Source organism: Microbacterium paludicola, assembly GCF_015235415.1.
Lineage (GTDB): Bacteria > Actinomycetota > Actinomycetes > Actinomycetales > Microbacteriaceae > Microbacterium > Microbacterium paludicola.
In genome coordinates this window covers 1-19,865 of sequence record NZ_JADGLL010000049.1, presented here as the reverse complement: position 1 = coordinate 19,865, position 19,865 = coordinate 1, and the positions used below count along the sequence as shown (strand labels likewise).

General features: G+C 68.7%; 18 protein-coding genes, 1 tRNA gene and 4 pseudogenes. 14 read left to right on the top strand and 9 right to left on the bottom strand.

Annotation, left to right across the window (positions count from 1 at the left end; genetic code table 11):
• Nucleotides 1-309 (bottom strand): annotated as a pseudogene (locus IR155_RS13970) (hypothetical protein); the annotation flags it as partial.
• Nucleotides 310-562: 253 nt separating this feature from the next.
• Here IR155_RS13970 and IR155_RS13965 point away from each other — a divergent pair.
• From IR155_RS13965 to IR155_RS13915, 11 genes and pseudogenes are all read left to right on the top strand, one after another.
• Nucleotides 563-1,870 carry an aspartate kinase gene (locus IR155_RS13965; RefSeq protein ID WP_135115411.1) on the top strand — a complete coding sequence of 436 codons (1,308 nt, stop codon included), beginning with the start codon at nt 563-565 and terminating at the stop codon, nt 1,868-1,870.
• Entirely contained in the window at nt 1,867-2,376 is a 510-nt protein-coding gene (locus IR155_RS13960; protein ID WP_322783526.1) for a GNAT family N-acetyltransferase, read from the top strand. The genes IR155_RS13965 and IR155_RS13960 overlap by 4 nt, the downstream gene beginning before the upstream one ends.
• Entirely contained in the window at nt 2,376-2,822 is a 447-nt protein-coding gene (locus tag IR155_RS13955) for a GNAT family N-acetyltransferase (protein WP_135115410.1), read from the top strand. The genes IR155_RS13960 and IR155_RS13955 overlap by 1 nt, the downstream gene beginning before the upstream one ends.
• Nucleotides 2,823-2,940: 118 nt before the next feature.
• On the top strand, nt 2,941-4,017 hold the full coding sequence (locus IR155_RS13950; RefSeq protein WP_135115409.1) for an aspartate-semialdehyde dehydrogenase: 1,077 nt from the start codon (nt 2,941-2,943) through the stop codon (nt 4,015-4,017).
• Between the two features lie 100 nt (nt 4,018-4,117).
• On the top strand, nt 4,118-5,566 hold the full coding sequence (gene mqo, locus IR155_RS13945; protein WP_135115408.1) for a malate dehydrogenase (quinone): 1,449 nt from the start codon (nt 4,118-4,120) through the stop codon (nt 5,564-5,566).
• On the top strand, nt 5,563-5,958 hold the full coding sequence (locus IR155_RS13940; RefSeq protein ID WP_135115407.1) for an NUDIX hydrolase: 396 nt from the start codon (nt 5,563-5,565) through the stop codon (nt 5,956-5,958). The genes mqo and IR155_RS13940 overlap by 4 nt, the downstream gene beginning before the upstream one ends.
• Nucleotides 5,959-6,062: 104 nt before the next feature.
• Complete coding sequence (locus IR155_RS13935) at nt 6,063-6,722, top strand: hypothetical protein (RefSeq protein ID WP_135115406.1); 660 nt, start codon at nt 6,063-6,065, stop codon at nt 6,720-6,722.
• Nucleotides 6,723-6,769: 47 nt separating this feature from the next.
• A complete protein-coding gene (locus IR155_RS13930) occupies nt 6,770-7,426 on the top strand; it encodes a thymidine kinase (protein WP_135115405.1) in 657 nt (218 codons plus the stop codon).
• Between the two features lie 53 nt (nt 7,427-7,479).
• A complete protein-coding gene (gene galE / locus IR155_RS13925) occupies nt 7,480-8,499 on the top strand; it encodes a UDP-glucose 4-epimerase GalE (RefSeq protein WP_135115404.1) in 1,020 nt (339 codons plus the stop codon).
• Between the two features lie 145 nt (nt 8,500-8,644).
• A complete protein-coding gene (locus tag IR155_RS13920) occupies nt 8,645-9,391 on the top strand; it encodes a FadR/GntR family transcriptional regulator (RefSeq protein ID WP_135115414.1) in 747 nt (248 codons plus the stop codon).
• Nucleotides 9,391-10,617: pseudogene (locus IR155_RS13915) on the top strand (alpha-hydroxy acid oxidase); the annotation flags it as partial. The gene IR155_RS13920 and the pseudogene IR155_RS13915, both read left to right, overlap by 1 nt.
• A gap of 675 nt (nt 10,618-11,292) precedes the next feature.
• On the opposite strand, the gene IR155_RS13910 reads toward IR155_RS13915, so the two are convergent.
• A complete protein-coding gene (locus IR155_RS13910; RefSeq protein WP_135115402.1) occupies nt 11,293-12,066 on the bottom strand; it encodes an HAD-IIB family hydrolase in 774 nt (257 codons plus the stop codon).
• A 47-nt stretch (nt 12,067-12,113) separates the two neighbouring features.
• Here IR155_RS13910 and IR155_RS13905 point away from each other — a divergent pair, with 47 nt between their 5' ends.
• Nucleotides 12,114-12,878 carry a class I SAM-dependent methyltransferase gene (locus IR155_RS13905; RefSeq protein ID WP_228067268.1) on the top strand — a complete coding sequence of 255 codons (765 nt, stop codon included), beginning with the start codon at nt 12,114-12,116 and terminating at the stop codon, nt 12,876-12,878.
• A 55-nt stretch (nt 12,879-12,933) separates the two neighbouring features.
• Nucleotides 12,934-13,010, top strand: a tRNA-Pro gene (locus IR155_RS13900).
• 55 nt (nt 13,011-13,065) lie between these two features.
• Here the strand turns inward: IR155_RS13900 and IR155_RS13895 are convergent.
• The 3 genes and pseudogenes from IR155_RS13895 to IR155_RS13885 all read right to left on the bottom strand — a co-directional run.
• On the bottom strand, nt 13,066-13,635 hold the full coding sequence (locus IR155_RS13895) for a hypothetical protein (protein ID WP_135115401.1): 570 nt from the start codon (nt 13,633-13,635) through the stop codon (nt 13,066-13,068).
• Nucleotides 13,636-13,702: 67 nt separating this feature from the next.
• Entirely contained in the window at nt 13,703-14,128 is a 426-nt protein-coding gene (locus tag IR155_RS13890; RefSeq protein ID WP_135115412.1) for a hypothetical protein, read from the bottom strand.
• Nucleotides 14,126-14,834, bottom strand: a pseudogene (locus tag IR155_RS13885) (transposase); the annotation flags it as partial. The gene IR155_RS13890 and the pseudogene IR155_RS13885, both read right to left, overlap by 3 nt.
• A 271-nt stretch (nt 14,835-15,105) precedes the next feature.
• On the opposite strand from IR155_RS13885, the gene IR155_RS13880 reads away from it, so the two are divergent.
• A complete protein-coding gene (locus IR155_RS13880; protein ID WP_135115400.1) occupies nt 15,106-15,486 on the top strand; it encodes a hypothetical protein in 381 nt (126 codons plus the stop codon).
• Between the two features lie 143 nt (nt 15,487-15,629).
• Here IR155_RS13880 and IR155_RS13875 read toward each other — a convergent pair.
• The 4 genes and pseudogenes from IR155_RS13875 to IR155_RS16060 all read right to left on the bottom strand — a co-directional run.
• Nucleotides 15,630-15,930, bottom strand: a pseudogene (locus IR155_RS13875) (IS3 family transposase); the annotation flags it as partial.
• Nucleotides 15,931-16,414: 484 nt separating this feature from the next.
• Nucleotides 16,415-16,783, bottom strand: a complete 369-nt coding sequence (locus IR155_RS13870; RefSeq protein WP_135115399.1) for a hypothetical protein — start codon at nt 16,781-16,783, stop codon at nt 16,415-16,417.
• Between the two features lie 9 nt (nt 16,784-16,792).
• The gene (locus IR155_RS13865) at nt 16,793-19,039 is read right to left on the bottom strand and encodes a glycoside hydrolase domain-containing protein (RefSeq protein ID WP_135115398.1); all 2,247 of its coding nucleotides are present in this window, start codon (nt 19,037-19,039) and stop codon (nt 16,793-16,795) included.
• Nucleotides 19,040-19,633: 594 nt separating this feature from the next.
• Nucleotides 19,634-19,865: IS3 family transposase (locus tag IR155_RS16060; protein WP_228067265.1), on the bottom strand; the 232-nt coding region annotated here is incomplete at its 5' end.

Here is a 19,865-nt window from a genome sequence, read left to right as displayed (position 1 = left end):
CCCACCGCCCGAGCCCCCGCTGGAACCGCTGTCGTGCGTGCCGGCGCCGCCCGATGATCCGCCCGACGTGTCCTCCTGGCGCCCGGATCCCGGATCCATCGCGGCGAAGCCGATCGCGGCGGCGCCGTACGTCATCGTGTCGTGCTGATTCGGCGCCGTCCGACGCCCTCGGCGCCCGGGATCGGGCGAACCGGCCGGCGATCGGCCGGAGGCGAGGCGCACCACCACGGCGACCACGATCCCGATGACCACGATCCCGGCGACGATGGCCACCAGTGTCGTCGTACCCGCGTCCAGCTCGATGCCCATGTGGTGCCCTTCGGTCCGTTGTGGCCACAGTAGCCCGCCCCACCGGTCGTGTCACCGGTCGTCGGCACCGGGCGATCTGCACGCGTCGCAGCCCTCGGGCAGGGCACCCCGCGAAGCCGCGAGGCCGTCGGAGGAGCGGGTTGTCACATGGCGCGGAGCGGTGACGGCGCGTCTCTAAGATGTCTCAGATGGATGCCGCCCGGAGGTGTCCACTGCGAAGCGGCGCGCCCGGCGCCCTCACCCAGGAGTACCAGTGGCACTGATCGTGCAGAAGTTCGGCGGATCGTCGGTCGCCGACGCCGAGAGCATCAAGCGCGTCGCGAAGCGCATCGTCGACACCCGCCGCGCCGGCCACGACGTGGTCGTCGCCGTGAGCGCGATGGGCGACACCACCGACGAGCTGCTCGACCTCGCGGCGCAGGTCGCCCCGATCCCGGCGCCGCGCGAGCTCGACCTGCTGCTCTCGAGCGGCGAGCGCATCTCGATGGCGCTGCTCGCGATGGCGATCCACTCGATGGGCTACGAGGCGCGCTCGTTCACGGGCAGCCAGGCCGGCATGATCACGACGGCCGACCACGGCGCCGCCCGCATCGTCGACGTCACCCCCGTGCGCCTGCGCGAGGCGCTCGACGAGGGCGCGATCGTGATCGTTGCGGGCTTCCAGGGGGTCAACCCCGACAAGAACGACATCACCACCCTCGGCCGCGGCGGATCCGACACGACGGCCGTGGCGCTCGCGGCGGCCCTCGGCGCCGACGTCTGCGAGATCTACAGCGACGTCGACGGCATCTTCACCGCCGACCCCCGGGTGATCCCGCGGGCGCGCAAGCTCGACACCGTCACCGCCGAGGAGATGCTCGAGCTCGCCGCCAACGGCGCCAAGGTCCTCTACATCCGCGCGGTCGAGTACGCGCGGCGTCACGGCGTGCTCATCCACGCCCGTTCCACGTTCACCGCGAATGAGGGAACCTATGTCCTGGGGGAGGGCATGGCCGATCCCCGTCAGAGCAGCAAGGAGTCAGCGATGGCCGATGTCATCGGCATGGAGGAGCCCGTCGTCACGGGCGTCGCGATCGATCAGAGCCAGGCGAAGATCACGGTCGTCGGCGTCCCGGATGTCCCGGGCTCGGCGGCGGCGATCTTCTCGCTCGTCAACAAGACCGGCGCGAACATCGACATGATCGTCCAGAACGTGCAGTCGGCCCAGCCCGGCCGCACCGACATCTCGTTCACGCTTCCCAAGCAGTCGGCCGTCGAGGTGCTGAAGGTCCTCACCGCCGAGCAGGAGACGATCGGCTACGACAGCATCGTTCACGACGACCAGATCGGCAAGCTGTCGGTAGTGGGCGCCGGGATGCGCACCCACTCGGGCGTCTCGCTCACGCTGTTCGAGGCGCTGAGCACGGCCGGCGTGAACATCGAGATGATCTCGACCAGCGAGATCCGGATCTCGGTGGTGCTGCGCGGCGACGAGCTGAACCAGGCGGCGCGCGCGGTGCACACCGCCTACGGTCTCGACAGCGAGATCGAGGCGACCGTGTACGCCGGCACCGGGCGGTGAGCGTGCTCGCCGCGCTCACCCTTCCTGCCGAGCTGACGACGCCCGACGGCGACCTCCTCGTCCGCGGCGCCGAGCCGGCGGATCTCGATGCCCTCATCGCGCTGATCGCCGCCGACCCGGTGAGCGCCGCGCGCGGCGACACCGCCGATGACGACGACAAGGCCGTGTATGCGCGGGCACTCGAGGCGCTGCAGGCCGACCCCTCGAACGGGCAGCTCGTCGCCGAGCGCGGCGGCGAGGTGGTCGCCACCCTGCAGCTCACGCTGATCCCGGGGCTGTCGCGCCGCGGCGCGACGCGACTGCAGGTCGAGACGGTCCGCGTGCGCGACGACCTCCGCTCCGCCGGCATCGGCCGCACGCTGATGCGCTGGGTGGGAGAGGTCGCCCCGACGCTCGGTGCGCAGCTGATCCAGCTGACCTCCGACGCGGAGCGCGTCCACGCCCACCGCTTCTACGAGCGGCTCGGGTACGAGGCGTCGCACGTCGGCTACAAGCTCACCGTCTGATGGCGATCCGGATCCGTCCCGTCACGCCCGACGACCGTCTCGACTGGGCCGAGCTGTTCCGCGGCTACCGGGACTTCTATGCGCTGGAGCCGGATGACGCGGTGGTCGACACCGTGTGGGGTTGGCTGATGGACGACGGGCACGAGCTCGGCGGACTGGTGGCCGACCTCGACGGAGCGCCCATCGGCATCGCGCACTGGCGCCGGTTCGCGCGGCCCTCCCGCGGCGGCACGGCGATCTTCCTCGACGACCTGTTCACAGCTCCGCAGGCCCGAGGAGCCGGCGTGGGACGGGCGCTCATCGCCCACCTGCAGCAGCTCGCCGCGCACGAGGGCCTGCTCGAGGTGCGCTGGATCACCAGTGAGACGAACACCGACGCCCAGCGCCTCTACGACCGCGTGGCCGAGCGCGTGCCCTTCTTCACGTACATCGCGAAGCCCGCCTGACCCGTCGGACGGTCACGCACCGCGCGCTTCCTGCCACGGAGCGTCATCCCGGTCTTCGCGGGGGCGTGCCGCCGGTACAATCGACCAACCCCGCCACGCTCCATCCCGAGGATCAGCCATGACCCGCATCTCCGATTCAGGACTCTCTCTCGCCGTCGTCGGCGCCACCGGACAGGTCGGCACCGTGATGCGCGAGATTCTCGCGGAGCGCGCGTTCCCGATCCGCGAGCTGCGCCTGTTCGCCACGGCACGCTCGGCTGGCACGACCATCGAGTTCCAGGGCGTCGACGTCGTGGTCGAGGACGTCGCCACGGCCGACCCGGCGGGCATCGACATCGCGCTGTTCTCGGCCGGTGCGACGGGCAGCCGCGCCCACGCCCCGCGCTTCGCGGAGGCCGGCGCGGTCGTGATCGACAACTCCAGCGCCTGGCGCATGGACCCCGAGGTGCCGCTTGTCGTCAGCGAGGTGAACCCGCACGCGATCGCCGAGGCCGTGAAGGGCATCATCGCCAACCCGAACTGCACGACGATGGCGGCGATGCCCGTCCTGAAGGTGCTCGACGCCGAGGCCGGCCTCGAGAGGCTCACCGTCAGCACGTACCAGGCGGTGTCGGGCTCCGGGCTCGCCGGCGCGAACGAGCTGCTGGGCCAGGTCGAGGCGGTCCTGGCGCAGGACGACGTGCTCGGCCTCGTGCACGACGGATCCGCGGTCGAGTTCCCGGCCCCCGAGAAGTACGTCGCCCCGATCGCGTTCGGCGTCATCCCGTTCGCCGGCAACCTCGTCGAGGACGGCCTGAACGAGACGGACGAGGAGAAGAAGCTCCGCAACGAGAGCCGCAAGATCCTCGAGCTGCCCGAGCTGCGCGTGTCGGGGACCTGCGTGCGCGTCCCGGTGTTCACGGGCCACTCGCTGTCGATCAACGCCGAGTTCGCGCGCGACATCACGCCCGAGCGTGCCCGCGAGCTGCTCGCCGACGCCCCGGGCGTCGCGCTGGACGAGGTGCCGACGCCGCTGAAGGCGGCCGGCAAGGACCCGAGCTTCGTCGGCCGCATCCGCCCCGACCTCGCCGCCCCGGAGGGCAAGGGCCTCGCGCTGTTCATCTCCAACGACAACCTGCGCAAGGGCGCGGCCCTCAATGCCGTGCAGATCGCCGAGCTGGTCGCCGCGGACATCCAGGCCCGCGCGACCGTCTGACCCCTCGCTCGCTTTCTCGGGCCGCAAGAACATCCGTTCTTGCGGCCCGTCGGCGTCCCGGCGGTCAGGGGGCGCCCAGGGCCGGAACTAGGATGGACGGGTGAGCGAAACCGTCGACGTCGTGCTCATCGGTGGCGGAATCATGAGCGCCACCCTGGGCACACTTCTCAAAGAACTTCAGCCCGACTGGAAGATCGTCGCCTTCGAGCGACAGGGCGAGGTGGCGCAGGAGAGCTCCAACGCCTGGAACAACGCGGGCACGGGCCACGCGGCGCTGTGCGAGCTGAACTACATGCCCGACGCCGAGGACCCGTCCAAGGCCGTGCAGATCAACGAGCAGTTCCAGCAGAGCCGCCAGCTGTGGGCGTCGCTCATCGCGAAGGGCGTGCTCGACGAGCCGTCGACCTTCATCAGCGCGACCCCCCACATGACCTTCGTGCGCGGTGAGAAGGACGTGGCGTATCTGAAGCGCCGCTACGAGACGCTCAAGCAGCAGCCGCTGTTCGCGGGCATCGAGTACTCCGAGGACTCGCGCGTCATCAACCAGTGGGCGCCGCTGCTCATGCAGAAGCGCCGCAAGAGCGACGAGCCGTTCGCGGCGACCCGCACGCCGTCGGGCACCGATGTGGACTTCGGTGCCCTGACCCGCCAGCTGTTCGACCACCTCACCGGCAACGGCGCGGAGCTGCGCCTGAACCACGAGGTGAAGACGCTCAAGCGTCAGAAGGACGGCACCTGGCTCGTGAAGTACCGCGGCAAGGTCGGCCAGACGCCGGGCGAGGTCCGCGCGCGCTTCGTGTTCGTCGGCGCGGGCGGCTGGGCGATCAAGCTGCTGCAGGCATCGAAGATCAAGGAGATCCGCGGCTACGGCGTCTTCCCGATCGGCGGGCAGTTCCTCAAGACCACGAACCCCGAGCTCGTCGCCGCGCACCGCGCCAAGGTGTACTCGCAGGCCGCCGTGGGCGCGCCGCCGATGTCGGTGCCGCACCTCGACGCGCGCATGGTCGACGGCGAGGGATCGCTGATGTTCGGCCCGTTCGCGACGTTCAGCCCGAAGTTCCTCAAGAACGGCTCGCTGCTCGACATCGTCACGCAGGTGCGCGCGCACAACCTCGGCTCGATGCTGAAGGTCGGCGCGACGAACCTCGACCTCGTGAAGTACCTGGTCAGCGAGCTGCTGAAGAGCCGCAAGAAGAAGCTCGACAGCCTGCGCGAGTTCATGCCGACGGCGAAGGACGAGGACTGGGAGCTGATCCAGGCCGGCCAGCGCGCGCAGGTCATGAAGGGCGGCAAGCTCCAGTTCGGCACCGAGGTCGTCTCCTCGGCCGACGGCTCGATCGCCGGCCTGCTCGGCGCCTCGCCGGGTGCCTCGACCGCGGCGACGATCATGCTGAACGTGCTGAAGAACTGCTTCGCCGACCGGATCGGCGAGTGGGAGCCGAAGCTGCGCGAGCTGATCCCGACGTACGGCGACTTCCTGAACGACGACCCCGCCAAGGCCGAGGCATCGACCGCGGCGACCGCCGAGGCGCTGCGCATCACCGCGTGAACCTCATCACGGTCTCGGCGATCGCGTTCGTGCGCGACGACGGGCGCGTCCTGACCGTCCGCAAGCGCGGCACGTCCCGCTGGATGCTGCCGGGCGGCAAGCCGGAGCCCGGGGAGCGGGCGATCGACACGGCGGTGCGGGAGGTGCGCGAGGAGCTCGGCGTCGACATCCTGCCCGAGGAGCTCGAGCTGCTCGGGGCGTTCGACTCGCACGCCGCGAACGAGGCGGATCACGCGCTGCGCGCCACCGTCTTCCTGTCGCGCAGGACGGTGGATCCGGTCGTGCAGGCCGAGATCGACGACCTTCGCTGGGTGGATCCGGCGGATCCGGATGACGCCGAGGCCCCGCTCAACCGCGACATCGTCTTCCCGCTGCTGACCCGACGGGTCTGAGCCGGCCGCCGCCCGGAGGGGGGATCGGGTCCGGATCTCCCTGCCGGGCGTCGGCGACCCCTCGTATGCTGGCAGGACCCCCCTCCCGGAGCACTGGCGGACCGATGAGCACACCTCAGAGACATCCCTCGAGCACCGACGCGCGCCGCGCCGTGTTCGAGTTCGACCAGGCCGTCGACCGCATCGCGGAGGAAGCGGGCTTCCTCGCGCTCGGACCGCACCAGCAGGCGGCGCGATTCCTCGCGGAGGCGCACCGGATGCTCGACGACGTGCGCGTCGTGATGCACCGCATCGACGCCGGGTCGCACGACCCGATGCTGCGCCCGAGCGCCCAGCGCCGCATGCACGCCACGGCCGTCCAGCTTGCCCAGGCGGGTCTCGTCGACGCGGAGCGCGTGACGGTGACGGCCCAGCGGCTGAAGACGCAGGTCATCGCGCCGGAGGCGATCCGTGGCGGATCGATAAAGGGCGTGCTCGTGGGGCCGCTGCGCGACGGCGCGGCGAAGGTCACCGCCTGGAGCGTCGAGAAGTGGACGGGATCGCCCCTCATCCCGGGTCAGCTGCAGAGCACGGCGGCGGTCGCCGCCGCGACGACGGCGGCCGAGCGGATCGCCCAGCGCGGCCGGGTGCCGGCCCGGCCCACGGGGAGCGCGCCGGCGCGTGCCTGGCGTCGCGCGGGCATCATCTCGGCGGTCACCGGCGGCGGCGCCCTCGCGGCGTACGGCGGCTGGACGCTTCTCGCCCAGCTGCTCGGCCTGCTCTAGGGGCGAGGCTCCGAAGCGCGCACGCACCACGGCCTAGGCTGGGGGGCGTGGCCAAACTGTACTTCCGCTACGGCGCGATGAACTCGGGGAAGTCGACGTCCCTGCTGCAGGCGGCCTACAACTACGAGGAGCGCGGGCAGCGGGTGCTGCTGGCGAAGCCCGCCATCGACACCAAGGGCGCCGGCCAGATCGAGTCGCGCCTCGGCGTCACGCGTGACGTTGACTTCCTGATCGGCCCCGACGACTCGGTGCGCGAGCTGTTCCGCGCCCAGCGCGAGCGCGTCCAGGCGGCGGACGACGCGCTGATCCCGGGCGATGCGACCCCGGATGTCGCGTGCCTGCTTGTCGACGAGGCGCAGTTCCTCACCGGGCCGCAGGTCGACGATCTGTTCCGGATCGCGGTCGAGGACGGCATTCCCGTGATGGCATACGGCATCCGCACCGACTTCCGCACAGAGGCGTTCCCCGGCTCCCGCCGGCTGCTCGAGATCGCGCACTCCCTCGAGGAGCTCAAGACGATCTGCCGCTGCGGCCGCAAGGCGCTGTTCAACGGCCGCGTGATCGGCGGCAGGTTCGTGTTCGACGGCGACCAGGTGGCGATCGACGCCGCCACGGCCGCGATCAAGGACGAGCACTTCGTCACCTACGAGTCGCTCTGCGGCGCCTGCTACCTCGAGGAGTCGGGCGGCGTGCTCGCGCCCTGACCGGAGATGATCTCTCGGTCGAGCGAGCCATCCGCGTCTGAAAAGATGAACCCATGAAGGTTCTTCTCGCCGGCGGTGCCGGATACATCGGCGCGCACACGGCCGTCGCCCTGCTCGATGCCGGTCACGAGGTCGTTCTGCTCGACAACCTCGGCAACACGAGCGCCGTCGTCGAACAGCGGATCGAGCAGATCACGGGCAAGAAGGCGCCGCTCGTCGTCGGCGACGCCGCGGACGACGAGATCGTCGAGGGCGCGTTCACCGCCCACGGTCCGTTCGACGCGATCATCCACTTCGCGGCCCACAAGGCGGTGGGGGAGTCGACGCAGAAGCCCCTCGACTACTACGCCAACAACCTCGACTCGACGTTCGCGCTGCTGCGCGTCGGCCTCGCGAACGGCATCCGCTCGTTCGTCTTCTCGAGCACCGGTACGGTCTACTCCGACCCGGCCGACCTGCCGTTCACGGAGGACGCGACGCGCAACCTCGTCGAGCTGTCGAACCCGTACTCGAAGACGAAGCTGATGAACGAGGTCGTCCTTCAGGACGTCCAGAGCGTCAACACCGAGGTCAGCATCACCTCGCTGCGGTACTTCAACCCGGTCGGCGCCCACGAGTCGGGTCTCATCGGCGAGGACCCGCAGGGCATCCCGAACAACCTCATGCCCTTCGTCGCGCGGGTCGCGGTGGGCCGGCTCGAGAAGATCGGCATCTTCGGCGACGACTACGACACCCCGGACGGCACCGGCCAGCGCGACTACATCCACGTTGTCGACCTCGCCGAGGGCCACGTCGCGGCGCTGGAGAAGGCGCAGCCGGGCTTCGCCGTCTACAACCTCGGCACCGGGCAGCCTGTGAGCGTGCTCGAGCTGATCGCGTCGTTCGAGAAGGCGATCGGCCGCGAGCTCCCCAAGGAGTTCCAGCCGCGCCGGCCCGGCGACCTCGCCGCCACGTACTGCGACCCCGCGAAGGCAGAGCGCGAGCTCGGCTGGAAGGCGCGCCTGACGATCGACGACATGACCCGCGACGTCTGGAACTGGCAGCAGAAGAACCCCGGCGGCTACGAGGGCTGAGCAGGCCCTTGCTCGTTCGTTGAGCGAGCGGAGCGAGTCGAAACGCCGCTGATCCTGCGTGCTCGCACGACCCGCCCCGACCCGACGCGTTGCGTGGTCTGACCACAGGGGCTACTGTGGTCAGACCATAGTGACGGGGGTGCCGATGCCGCAGGACGACGTGTCGCCGCGCGCCTGGCGCACCGTGCTCGAGCGGATCGAGGCCGATCTGCTCGAGGGACGACTCGGGCCCGGCGACCGCCTGCCGGGCGAGCGCGATCTCGCCGCGAACCTCGGCGTAGGACGCTCGAGCGTGCGCGAGGCGCTGCGGGTGCTGGAGTCGATGGGGCTCGTGCGCACGGCATCCGGTTCCGGCCCGTCCGCCGGCGCGATGATCGTCGCCGCACCGCAGGGCGGGATCGCCACCCTGCTGCGGCTGCAGCTCGCGGCGCAGGGCTTCCCCTTCTCGGATGTCGTCGCGACCCGCGCGGTGCTCGAGGGCTCGGTCGTCGAGTCGCTCGCCACGGCGATCCGCGACGCGCAGGATCCGGATCTCGCGGAGTCCGAGCGTCTGCTGCTCGCCATGGCCGACGACGACCTCGAGTCCGAGGACTTCCTCGCGCTCGACGCGAGGTTCCATCTGTCGCTCGCCGAGGCATCCGGCAACGTCGTCGTCGCGGCCGTCATGGCCGGCCTGCGCACGGCGATCGAGGCGTACGCGCGCCAGGGCGCCGCCGCGGTGGCCGACTGGCCCGCGCTCGTCGCCGACCTGCGCGACGAGCACGCGGCCGTCCTCGACGCCGTCCGCGCGGGCGACCCCGAACTCGCGCGCGAGCGCGTGCGATCCCACATCACCGGCTTCTACGCGCGGACGCACCTCACCGGTTCCGCGCCCCGACAGAAAGGCTCCTGATGGTCAAGCGGCAGTTCCCGAACCCCAAGGACGTCTTCGAGTACGTCCAGCTCAAGAAGCCGTCGTTCGGCGGCAAGGAGCGCCGGCTGCAGGATGCGCTCACGATCGCCGACCTGCGGCTGATCGCGAAGCGCCGCACGCCGAAGGCCGCGTTCGACTACACGGACGGCGCCGCCGAGGGCGAGCTGTCGATCCTGCGCGCGCGCCAGGCGTTCGAGGACATCGAATTCCACCCCGACATCCTGCGCCCGGCCGAGGATGTCGACACGTCCACGCAGATCCTCGGCGGGCCGAGCGCGATGCCGTTCGGAATCGCGCCGACCGGCTTCACGCGCCTGATGCAGACCGAGGGCGAGACGGCCGGCGCGGGGGCGGCCGGGGCGGCGGGCATCCCGTTCACGCTGTCGACCCTCGGCACGACGTCGATCGAGGACGTGAAGGCGGCGAACCCGCACGGGCGCAACTGGTTCCAGCTGTACGTGCTGCGCGATCGTGAGGTCTCGTACGGCCTTGTGAAGCGCGCGGCCGAGGCCGGCTTCGACACGCTTCACTTCACGGTCGACACCCCCGTCGCCGGAAACCGGATGCGCGACTACCGCAACGGGTTCTCGATCCCGCCGCAGCTGACGGTCAAGACCGTCCTCGACACGCTTCCGCGGCCGTGGTGGTGGTTCGACTTCCTGACGACGCCGAAGCTCGAGTTCGCGTCGCTGAAGTCGACGGGCGGCACGGTCGGCGACCTCATCGGGCAGGCGATGGATCCGACGATCAGTTACGAGGACCTCGCCACGATCCGCGAGATGTGGCCGGGCAAGATCGTGATCAAGGGCGTGCAGAACGTGCCCGACGCGGTGAAGCTCATCGACCTGGGTGTCGACGGAATCGTGCTGTCGAACCACGGCGGGCGCCAGCTCGACCGGGCGCCGATCCCGTTCCACCTGCTGCCGAAGGTCGTCCGCGAGGTCGGCAAGGACGCCACGGTGATGATCGACACGGGCATCATGAACGGCGCGGACATCGTCGCGTCGGTGGCGCTCGGCGCCAAGTTCACGCTCATCGGCCGCGCCTACCTGTACGGCCTGATGGCCGGCGGCCGGGCAGGTGTGGATCGCACCATCGCCATCCTGCGCAGCGAGATCGAGCGCACGATGAAGCTGCTCGGAGTCAGCTCGCTCGAGGAGCTCGAGCCCCGTCACGTCACGCAGCTCACGCGCGTCGCGCCGGTCTCCGTTGCCTACGGCGAGGCGGCCGAGGCGCTCGCGAAGGCGCAGCCGGTGCGCACCCCGCGCGCGACGGCCGCATCCAAGCCCGCCGCCCCCAAGGCACCCGCGAAGCCCCGCGCGAAGAGCGCCGCGGCGAAGACTGCCGCGAAGCCCGGCACCACCCCGCTCGAGGCGGCCGAGCAGACCTCCGACACGGTCGGCGCGGCGGAGGAGGGCCTCACGCCTGGTCGCTGACCACCGGTCGTTGAGCGGAGCGCAGCCTTCGGCGAGGTGCGGACGGTTTCGACTCGCTCGTTCCTCGCTCGCTCAACCCGTTTCGACGTGCGTTCGCTGGCGCTCACTCCCGCTCAACGACCGGGACGCGGTGATCCCCTCCCGGTCGTTGAGCGGAGCGCAGCGGAGTCGAAACGGGCTGAGCGAGCGTCAGCGAGTCGAAGCCGGGCTTGAAGCCGTCGGCATCGTCGGGGCGGTTTCGACTCGCTCGTTCCTCGCTCGCTCAACCCGTTTCGACGTGCGTTCGCTGGCGCTCACTCCCGCTCAACGACCGGGACGGGGTGAACCCCCACCGGTGCTCAACGACCGGAACGGGGTGGACCCCCACCGGTCGTTGAGCGGAGCGAAGCGGAGTCGAAACGGGCTGAGCGAGCGTCAGCGAGTCGAAGCCGACCGCAGCCCGCCTCAGCCCCGTTCGGGCAGTGTCTCGAGTAGGGCGTCGAGCTTCTCGGCCGTGTCTTCCCATCCCGTGACCGAGATGCATTCGATGTCGCCCATCGCGAGGACGGGGTAGTCGTTGCCGTCGGGGTCGAGGCGGTCGCCGTAGAACAGCATCGCGGCCAGCGGCACGCCGGTCTCTTCGGCGAGGCGGCGCATGCCGTAGGCCTTGTCGATGCCCTTGCGGGTGATGTCCACCGACGTCGATCCCCCCGAGCGCACCTCGAGGTCGGGCACGCGGGCGGCGACGGCGTCGCGCAATGCCGACTTGCGTTCCCCGGTGGGGTCCCACGCCTTCTTCGCATCCACCGGGGCGGCCTGCCCGAGGGCGGAGAACGTGATCTGGGATCCGCGGTCTTCGAGGATGGGCCCCCAGGTCTCCGACTCCCACAGCCCGAGGCGTCGGGCTTCCTCCTCGACGGCGGTGAGGGCGCGGTGCTTCTCGTCGTCGGTGAGGTCCTGGGCGTAGAGCATAACGAGCTCGTCCCCGGAGAAGCGGTAGTACTGGGTGCCGCAGGTGGGAAGCAGGTGCAGGTGCGACAGCGTCTCAGCGGGAGCGTGGGGGAGCCGATCGACGACCTGGGCACGGAACTGGGCGATCTGCCCGCCGGAGATGATGGCGACCTCGACCCGCTCCGCAAGCCGGATCAGCAGGTCGCCGATGCGAGGGTCGATGGGGCTCTTCGAGGGGGCGAGCGTGTCATCCAGATCGAACGACACGACCCGGGGCGCGAGGGTCATGCGTTCAAGCCTAAGCGCGGCGCCGCAGCGCCCATACGCTGGGAGGCATGATGCCGCTTCCGCCGGACCACTCGTCGGATCCCGCCCAGAAGGCGAAGCACGCCGCCTCGTTCGGCGCGGCCGCCGAGCTGTACGAGCGGGCCCGGCCGGGGTACCCGGATGACGCGGTCGCGTGGCTCGTCGGGCCCGACCCCCGCGATGTGGTCGACGTGGGCGCCGGTACGGGAAAGCTCACGCGGCAGCTGATGGCACCCGGTCGGCGGGTGACGGCAGTGGACCACGACGCCGGGATGATCGCGGAGCTCTCGCGCCGGGTGCCGGAGGTCGAGGCGCTGGTCGGCCGAGCCGAGGCGCTGCCGCTCGCGGACGCGTCCGCAGACGCGCTCGTGTTCGGGCAGGCATGGCAGTGGGTGGACGTGGCGGAGGCCTCCCGCGAGGCGGGCCGCGTGCTGCGACCGGGCGGCGTGCTGGGCCTCGTGTGGAACCTGCGCGACGAGTCGGTGCCGTGGGTCGCGGAGTTCGGCGAGGTCATGCGCGGCTCGGATGCCGCCGGCATGTTCGCGAAGGGCGGCCCCGCGGTGGCCGCGCCGTTCGGGGCGATCGAGGAGCGCGTGTTCTCGTGGAGCACAACGCACACGCCCGACAGCCTCGTCGAGCTCGCCGCGTCGCGCAGCTACCTGCTCACGGCGGGGGACGCCGAGCGTGCGGCCGTGCTCGCCGGCGTGCGCCGCCTGGGCGAGCGTGTCGCGGGACCCGACGGCACGATCGAGCTGCCCTACGTCACCCACGCGTTCCGCGCGATCCGGCCCTGATCACCCGCGGTCGGTCGCACCCCTTCGGATCAGGTAGACTTACAGGGTTGCAAAACGGGGTGTGGCGCAGCTTGGTAGCGCGCGTCGTTCGGGACGACGAGGCCGCAGGTTCAAATCCTGTCACCCCGACCAACTGACAGAGGGACCAGCCGTATCGGCCGGTCCCTCTGTCGTTTCCGCCGCGAAGTCAGACGGTCAGCGCCTTGCGCCATTCGGCGGCGAGGTACTCGAGGTCGTGATGCTCCACTGCGTGCCGGGTGACGCGCTCGAGCGTGTAGCCCGACTCGGCCCAGGCTCGCGCCTGCGGATCCCGCGGCACGGACTCGTCCTCGGAGGCGGCGGGAATCGCGTCGCCCTCCGGATCCGGACGGTGCAAGCTGACCGCGCGCAGGGCCGTCCGCCAGCGCGACCGGGCCTGATCCTCGGCGGCCTTGATCAGCATGGCCTCGAGGATGCCCGTGTCGCGCCGGGGGACGAACACGCTGAGGTTCGCGAGCACGCTGCCGTCGGCGGGGGCCATGAGCTGCGCGGCCCCGGCCGCCCGGCCGGCGATGCGCGCGAGCAGCGGTACCCACGTCGCGGAGGACGTCTCCCGCAGCCGCGCGAGCACCTCCGCCGGATCCTGCGCGAGCGCACTGGATCCGCTCTGCTCGCGCGTGACCGTCCCGGCGATCGTGACGTAGTCGAGGAAGTCGCGAGCATCGTGCGCATCGATGCTGTCCGGCAGCGCGACGGGCACGATCTCGACGGCGATCATCCTCGCCATCCTGCCAGCCGCGATCCGGAACGCCCGGCTCACGCGCCCGCGGTGCGCAACGCGGACGTCAGCTCAGAGCGGCGCGAACGAGCTCGGTCACGCGCTTCTCCACCTCGGGGGTCCACTTCAGCACAGCGAAGGCCGTGGGCCACATGTCGCCGTCGTCGAGGGCGGCGCGATCCTCGAACCCGATCGTGGAGTAGCGGGTCTTGAACTTGCCCGCGGGCTGCATGAACACGAACATCTTCCCCTCGCTGTTCGCGAACCCGGGCATCCCGTAGTACGTCTTGGGCACGAGCTCGGGCGCCACCTGCGAGACCGCCCGGTAGAACCCCTCCGCGAGGGCATTGTCCTCGCCCTCGAGCTTCGCGATCGCCTCGAGCACGGCTTTCTCGCCCGCGGCGCGGCTCTTGCCGACCTTCTCCTGCTCGCGCAGCTCCTTGGCGCGCTGCTTGACTGCGTCGCGCTCTTCCTTGCTGAGCCCCTCGCTCATCCGACTCCTCCTTGTCCCGTCGCCCGGATCGGGCGATGAACTCAGGCTAGGAGTCGGCGCGCGCGGCGCGCTTCTCGAATCCTGATCGATCAGGCGCGCGGTGCGAGGGTGATCAGCGAGACCTCGGGGCGGCATGCGAAGCGCACGGGCGCGTAGATCGAGGAACTCGGTCCAGAAGTCCGTGGTCTCCGCGTCCCCCAGCGACGCTCTGAGAGGATCTCCCGGCGGCCGTCGCAGGCGACGCCGGTAGCGACCACGAGCGCCTGAGAGACCACCCTGCCACGCAGGCGGACATCAAGATAGACATCGAGGAACAGATACGGGAACCAGGTGCGGTCGACGCGGCGCTGCAGGAGCTCAGCGACCGTCTCGTCGATCTCCTGGCAGATCCGGGACACGGTGCACCTAGAGATGCCCGTGTCGTTGCACAACGTGCGTATCAGCTGGTCGAACCTGCGTGTGCTGACCCCGTCACAGCTTCGGGATCGCAAGGTCAACCTCCCCGGCCGGAGACGGCGAGGGTCTTCGCGCGGGTGCCGTTGCGGCGCGAGACGCGCTCCGGGGAGCGCTCATGCGGGGCAGCGCCTATCTTCGCGGTCGCCTCCGCGTCGATCAGGTCCTGCAACCCGGCCTGCAGCATCCGCCGGAACACGTCCGCGCGGGCAGGGTCGGGATCGGCGAGGACTTCGTCGAACAGCGTCGTCAAGACAGATTGGTTGTGGGTTGTCGGGGGGGATCACTTCTTTTTTCTCGCCGGAGACAACTGGGGTTCCCACCATGACCTCTCTACGTCATCGAAGACGAGAGCCCCGCGGGAAGTGACACCACGCTAAGAGACTCACCCTGCCCCTACGACGGCCACCCTTTAACGGACGACCACCGTTCCGTTGCACCGATTCAAGACCGGACTGACTCCCGCGCCGTGGCGGCTGGCTAACTTCGTCTCATCTAGTCCGTCTGACGCAAGGAGAGACACTATGCCCACCGTCTACTACCCCGACCTCAGAGCTGGTGTCCCCGTGGTCGCTGGCGCAAACGGTCCCGTCACGTTCAGTACGCCGCGCACGTACCGCGGCGCGGTCGGAGTTCACATCACGGATATCTCACGCGACGACGGCCGCGTGTGGGCGCAGACGATGACGCGGTTTGCGCTCGTGGATGGCAACGGGAACGTGATGCTGCAGAAGAGTATCGCGAAGAACTGGGGAGCAGACCCCGGTTGGGTATGGCTCTCGGGCGGTCTGGGCGGCGCCCACAACTTGTACTGGCGGATCGGCATCGAGTTCCAAGCAACAGCCGGTGGGGACTTCCTGCTCGGCTGGTCGACCATTCGATTCGACGCGCGGTACCAGTACTGACGCCCATCCGATCAAGCCCGCCGCCCATCCAAGGGCGGCGGGCTTGATCGTGCCTAGCTGCGGTCCCCAGGGACCAGCTTGTCCGGGTCTGGACGAAGTACTAGGACATCCCGGCCGAAGATCCCGGGTCTGTTGCATAGGTGTCAAGGTGAGTCAGACTGCGAGGGCGGGGGCGTGTTCATGATGGTCTCGAACTCGATCGGCGTCACCATGCCAAGGCGGGCCTGCCGGCGGCGCCGGTGATAGGTCCGTTCGATCCAGGTGACGATCGCGATGCGCAGTTGCTCGCGGGTCGCCCAGGAGCGGCGGTCGAGGACGTTCTTCTGCAGCGGGCTGAAGAACGATTCCATGGCCGTTGTCGCCCACGGCGCCGACCCTGCCGATCGATCCGACGAGGTCGTGGTGGCGCAGGCCGCGGACGAACTTCTTCGCGCGTAACTGGGCAGGTTCAGCCAGTCGATGCAACACGGGGTTCTAAAGAGACCGTAGCTGCTCGCTGAACACCTCCGCAGGCGTCCTCCAGCCCAAAACCTTCCGGGTTCTCCGCGACGCGAACGACGTCGGCACGGAGACGTGGAGCAAGACACTGCCCACGCCGGCGCGGTACCAGTGCCAGGCACGAGGCCGTCGTAGATCACGGCGACAGGTAAGCCGTCGCGACACCACGCGCTGTCGCCAGCCAGCATGGCGTTGATTCCTTGCGTAGCATGCGCTACCCAGTCGCGGAGATCACGACCGCCGCAAGAAAAGCTGGTTGGTTCGTGAGGTAGCCAAGGTAGTCAAACGGATTACTGCCGCCCACCGCCACGCGTCCAGCGAACGTCACCAGCAGCACAACCAGGACGAACCGCGGAATCAGAGTGAGCAGGCGCTTCCGTGCGTCGAGGCGGTGCGTCCGATGTCCATCTGAACGCACCGCCTCGAGCTGTCACGGAACCAGATGTGTATTGCCTACTGGCCACAGAACGACCGCAAAAGCAAGAGCCAGAACAACCACGCTGCCGGTAGCCGCCCACACGCCTGCGAGGCGCGTGCGGTCGTCACGCTGCAGGTGAAGTGTCCTTACCCGGCCGATCACAAGGCCGGCTACGAGCAGGAGCAGCCAGATGACAAGAAGCGCCACGCCGAGATTAAGATTCCAGGGGCTCTCCTCGTTATCCCAGTAGGTCTTCTGCACGAACCCGGTCGCCTCGAGTTCCAACCCGGCCTCATTGACGAACAGGGCTGCCATCAGTCCGCTGAGGGTGCCGAGCGCAATGAGGGCCCAGGACAACCCAGGATACGAAGAGGGACGCATCGCTGGATTCTAGCCTCGGAAGATCTCGTGCCAGCGGGCGATCGCATAGTAGAGGTTCATGCGGTTGCGTCCGTATCGCATAGCCTCGTCTCCCATGCCCACGTCCGACCACGAGTAGTTGTACCCAGTACACATAGCCATCACCTGGCTCGGCGTCATGATCCTCAGTTCGGCGATGCTTGCCCCTCCACCCTGTCCAGCTCGGGCGGCCTCCCTCATCATCGTGACCGCTGCAGCACGGATGTTCCACTCCTCGTCCGTGTTGAGCAGTTGCCAAATTTCCCACATGTCCTGCCACCTGTCTGGGTCATACGTCCGGGATGCGAGGACTCCATTCGCAACCGCCCAGTTGATCGATCGGAGGGCCGTGCTCGCCTTGATCTGGCAGCACCCCGTCGAAGAATCGGGCTCCGACCCCGGCGGGGGCGTGAGGCCGAGTTCGAGAGCGTTGTAGTAGGCCCTGACGCGCCCGTCTTGGACGTCGTCAACGATGTTGATGACGGACCCTTCCCAGATCATGGGGGTCATGACCAGAGCCTTCGGAACGTCCAGTTGTGCGGCGAGATCGGTGATGTACGCGTCGTGGGTGTCGATGCGCGCCATGGTGTTATTGAAGTTCTCGGTCATAATCCCCTGCTGCGCGAGCGAGTCTTCGTGCTCGAACACTTCGCGCCACACGTCTTCCTTAAAGGCGTCGACGTACTGGGCGGGAATCAGCGGGTCCGCATCGGTGCTCAACGAAGGAACGAGCGCCTGAACGCCCTGGTCTCGCCCCGAGACGATGTTTTTGTCGATCTCGATTGCACCACCGACAGTGAGAGTCTGGACCTGGTCAAACGCCCAACTCCCAGGAAGGGGCTGTCCGAGGTTGCCCGCGTAACCCGTGGACATGTCCGAGACGAAGCTGAGCTCCGCTAGCCCGGCCGCGACGATCGTCCGGCAGACGTCGCGCGGCCCGTAGATCCCCACTCGATAGGTGCGTCCCGTACGCCCAATGCGCTCATGAATGCCCTCGAAGTACTCCATGATGCCCCCTTCGACCTGATAGGGCAGTGCGTCGAAGTCGACGGCGAAGTAGATGACGGTGTTCTCGGGGAAGCCGTAAGCCCATGCAGCGTTGCTCGCTTCCTCCGCCACTTCCTTGCCGCGGCGGTTGGTGAAGTGTTCGTACTCGCTTCCGCCTGTCTGGAAGATCGGGAAGATCCGCCCTCCCGCGGCGATGATTCGCTCGGCTTCGCCTCGTTTCAAGCATTTGTCCGGCGAGAAGTCCGGCGTGTTCGTGAGGTAGCGGCCGAAGTACTCGTATCCAGCAGCGCGGAGCACAGCAAGCTTCTCCGACGTGAGCGTGGTGATACAGTCGGCGCCGGTGCCAGCCCGGTCCGGGTCCCCGGTGCTCACGAGCAGCGCGGCCCAGGTCTGAAAATTGGCTGCGCCCGTGACCGGAAGCGCCACGAACTGCTGAAACTGTGAGACCGCAGTCGAAAGCGCAGCGTCGAACGTCCCGCTGAACCCGACGGGGTAACCATTGACGATGATCCCCAGCCGGAACAGATGCACGAAGAACTTTGTGGTGTCGGTCGAACCGACCGACAGGTTCCCCTGCGCAGCGAGGTACGACTTCGTTGTCGGACCGAAGTTGCCGTTCGCGACTCCGTCCGCGAGGCCGAGCTCGTACTGGACCGCGAACATCAGGGCACGGTGCGTGTCGCGAAGAAAGTAGCCATCGGCGGGGACGATGTAGAAGTCTCTTCTGCCGATGTAGCGACGATTGAGTGCACGCTGTGCGTCGCGGATCGACGGATCTCCACCGGGCAGCAGTGTCGCTGCGTCCATGGTCAAAAGGAACTTGAAGACCTTCGGTGCGAGCGCGCTCGAGGGTGTCAAGCCGAGATCTGTGGTCAGCTGCGTCACGGCGGCCTGCGTCGCTGCCGTCCACGTGCCGGGAAGCTCGCCATTGCCGGCGTTGTAGCCCTTGCAGTACAAGGCCGCTTGGGCGAGCTTGACGATGTTCGACGGCTGGGCCGAAGCGGGGGGATTTGTCGTGTTCAGTGAGCCGAAGGTTGTCAGAGCCGAAAGGGTACCGGACCCAAAGTTGTCCACCTGCGGCGAGATGCCAAGCTCGTACTGCAGGGCACGCGTGAGCGCATACATCGTCGCCCAACCGGTAGCGCCGTCCACGGATAGCTCGACGCCGAGCGTGTCGCTGTACGTCTCGTTGTACCAATGCTGCACACCGGAGACCCAGGGATCAGACATGAGGCTTCCTTCCTTCCACAGTTTCCGCGGCCAGCTGGACGCGGTCCGTCTGGTCTATCCGCGAAGCCACGCGTGTTGGAGGGATCGGTCCGAGAGTTATGCAGCGGCTCGTCGGGTAGCGCCCAACCGATCGGTGTCTTTGAAGGATGAATGACGCTACGCGGAGAACACGTCTAGCCACAGGCCATCCAGCCGATTCCAGGCCCCATCGGCCGACGTCGGCCGATGGGGCCATCTGTCGAGGCCGCTGGCGGAGGAACGCCATCAGCGGTTTCGTCCCCGCGGGCTGTCACCGCGAGGCTCGTATCGGCGGGGTGCCGCCCTGAACCGGGAAGGGCGCGACGAACTGCATCTCGTCCCTCTCGCTCTCGAAGGGCAACGCGTAACCCTGCGGGACCCGGGATCCGCTCGAACGAACCGACGGGCGGCTGCGTGTGGCCGACGGAGGGGCCCTCGTTGTGTTTCAGGGCTGTCCCAGCGCTCTAGCGTTCGCGTAGCATCCGATCGAGACGATCGGCGAAGGTGCCCGGGCGGGCGTGATCGCAGCCCGCCCGGGTGTGTTGCTGTCAGGTTGAATCGGCCTGACTTTCGTTCCTATCGGGAGCCTTGTCCAGCAGGTGCCGGATTGGCTGATTCCAGGTCAGCGTAGTACGCGTCTTCGACCTCGATCGGGGTGCGCATGTCGAGCTCGCCGTGGAAGCGCTGATTGTTCCACCACCACACGTACTCAAGGGTTGCTAGCTCGACCTGCTCGACGGTTCGCCAGGGGCCGCGCTGACGGATCAGCTCGGTCTTGTAGAGACCGTTGACCGCCTCCGCGAGGGCG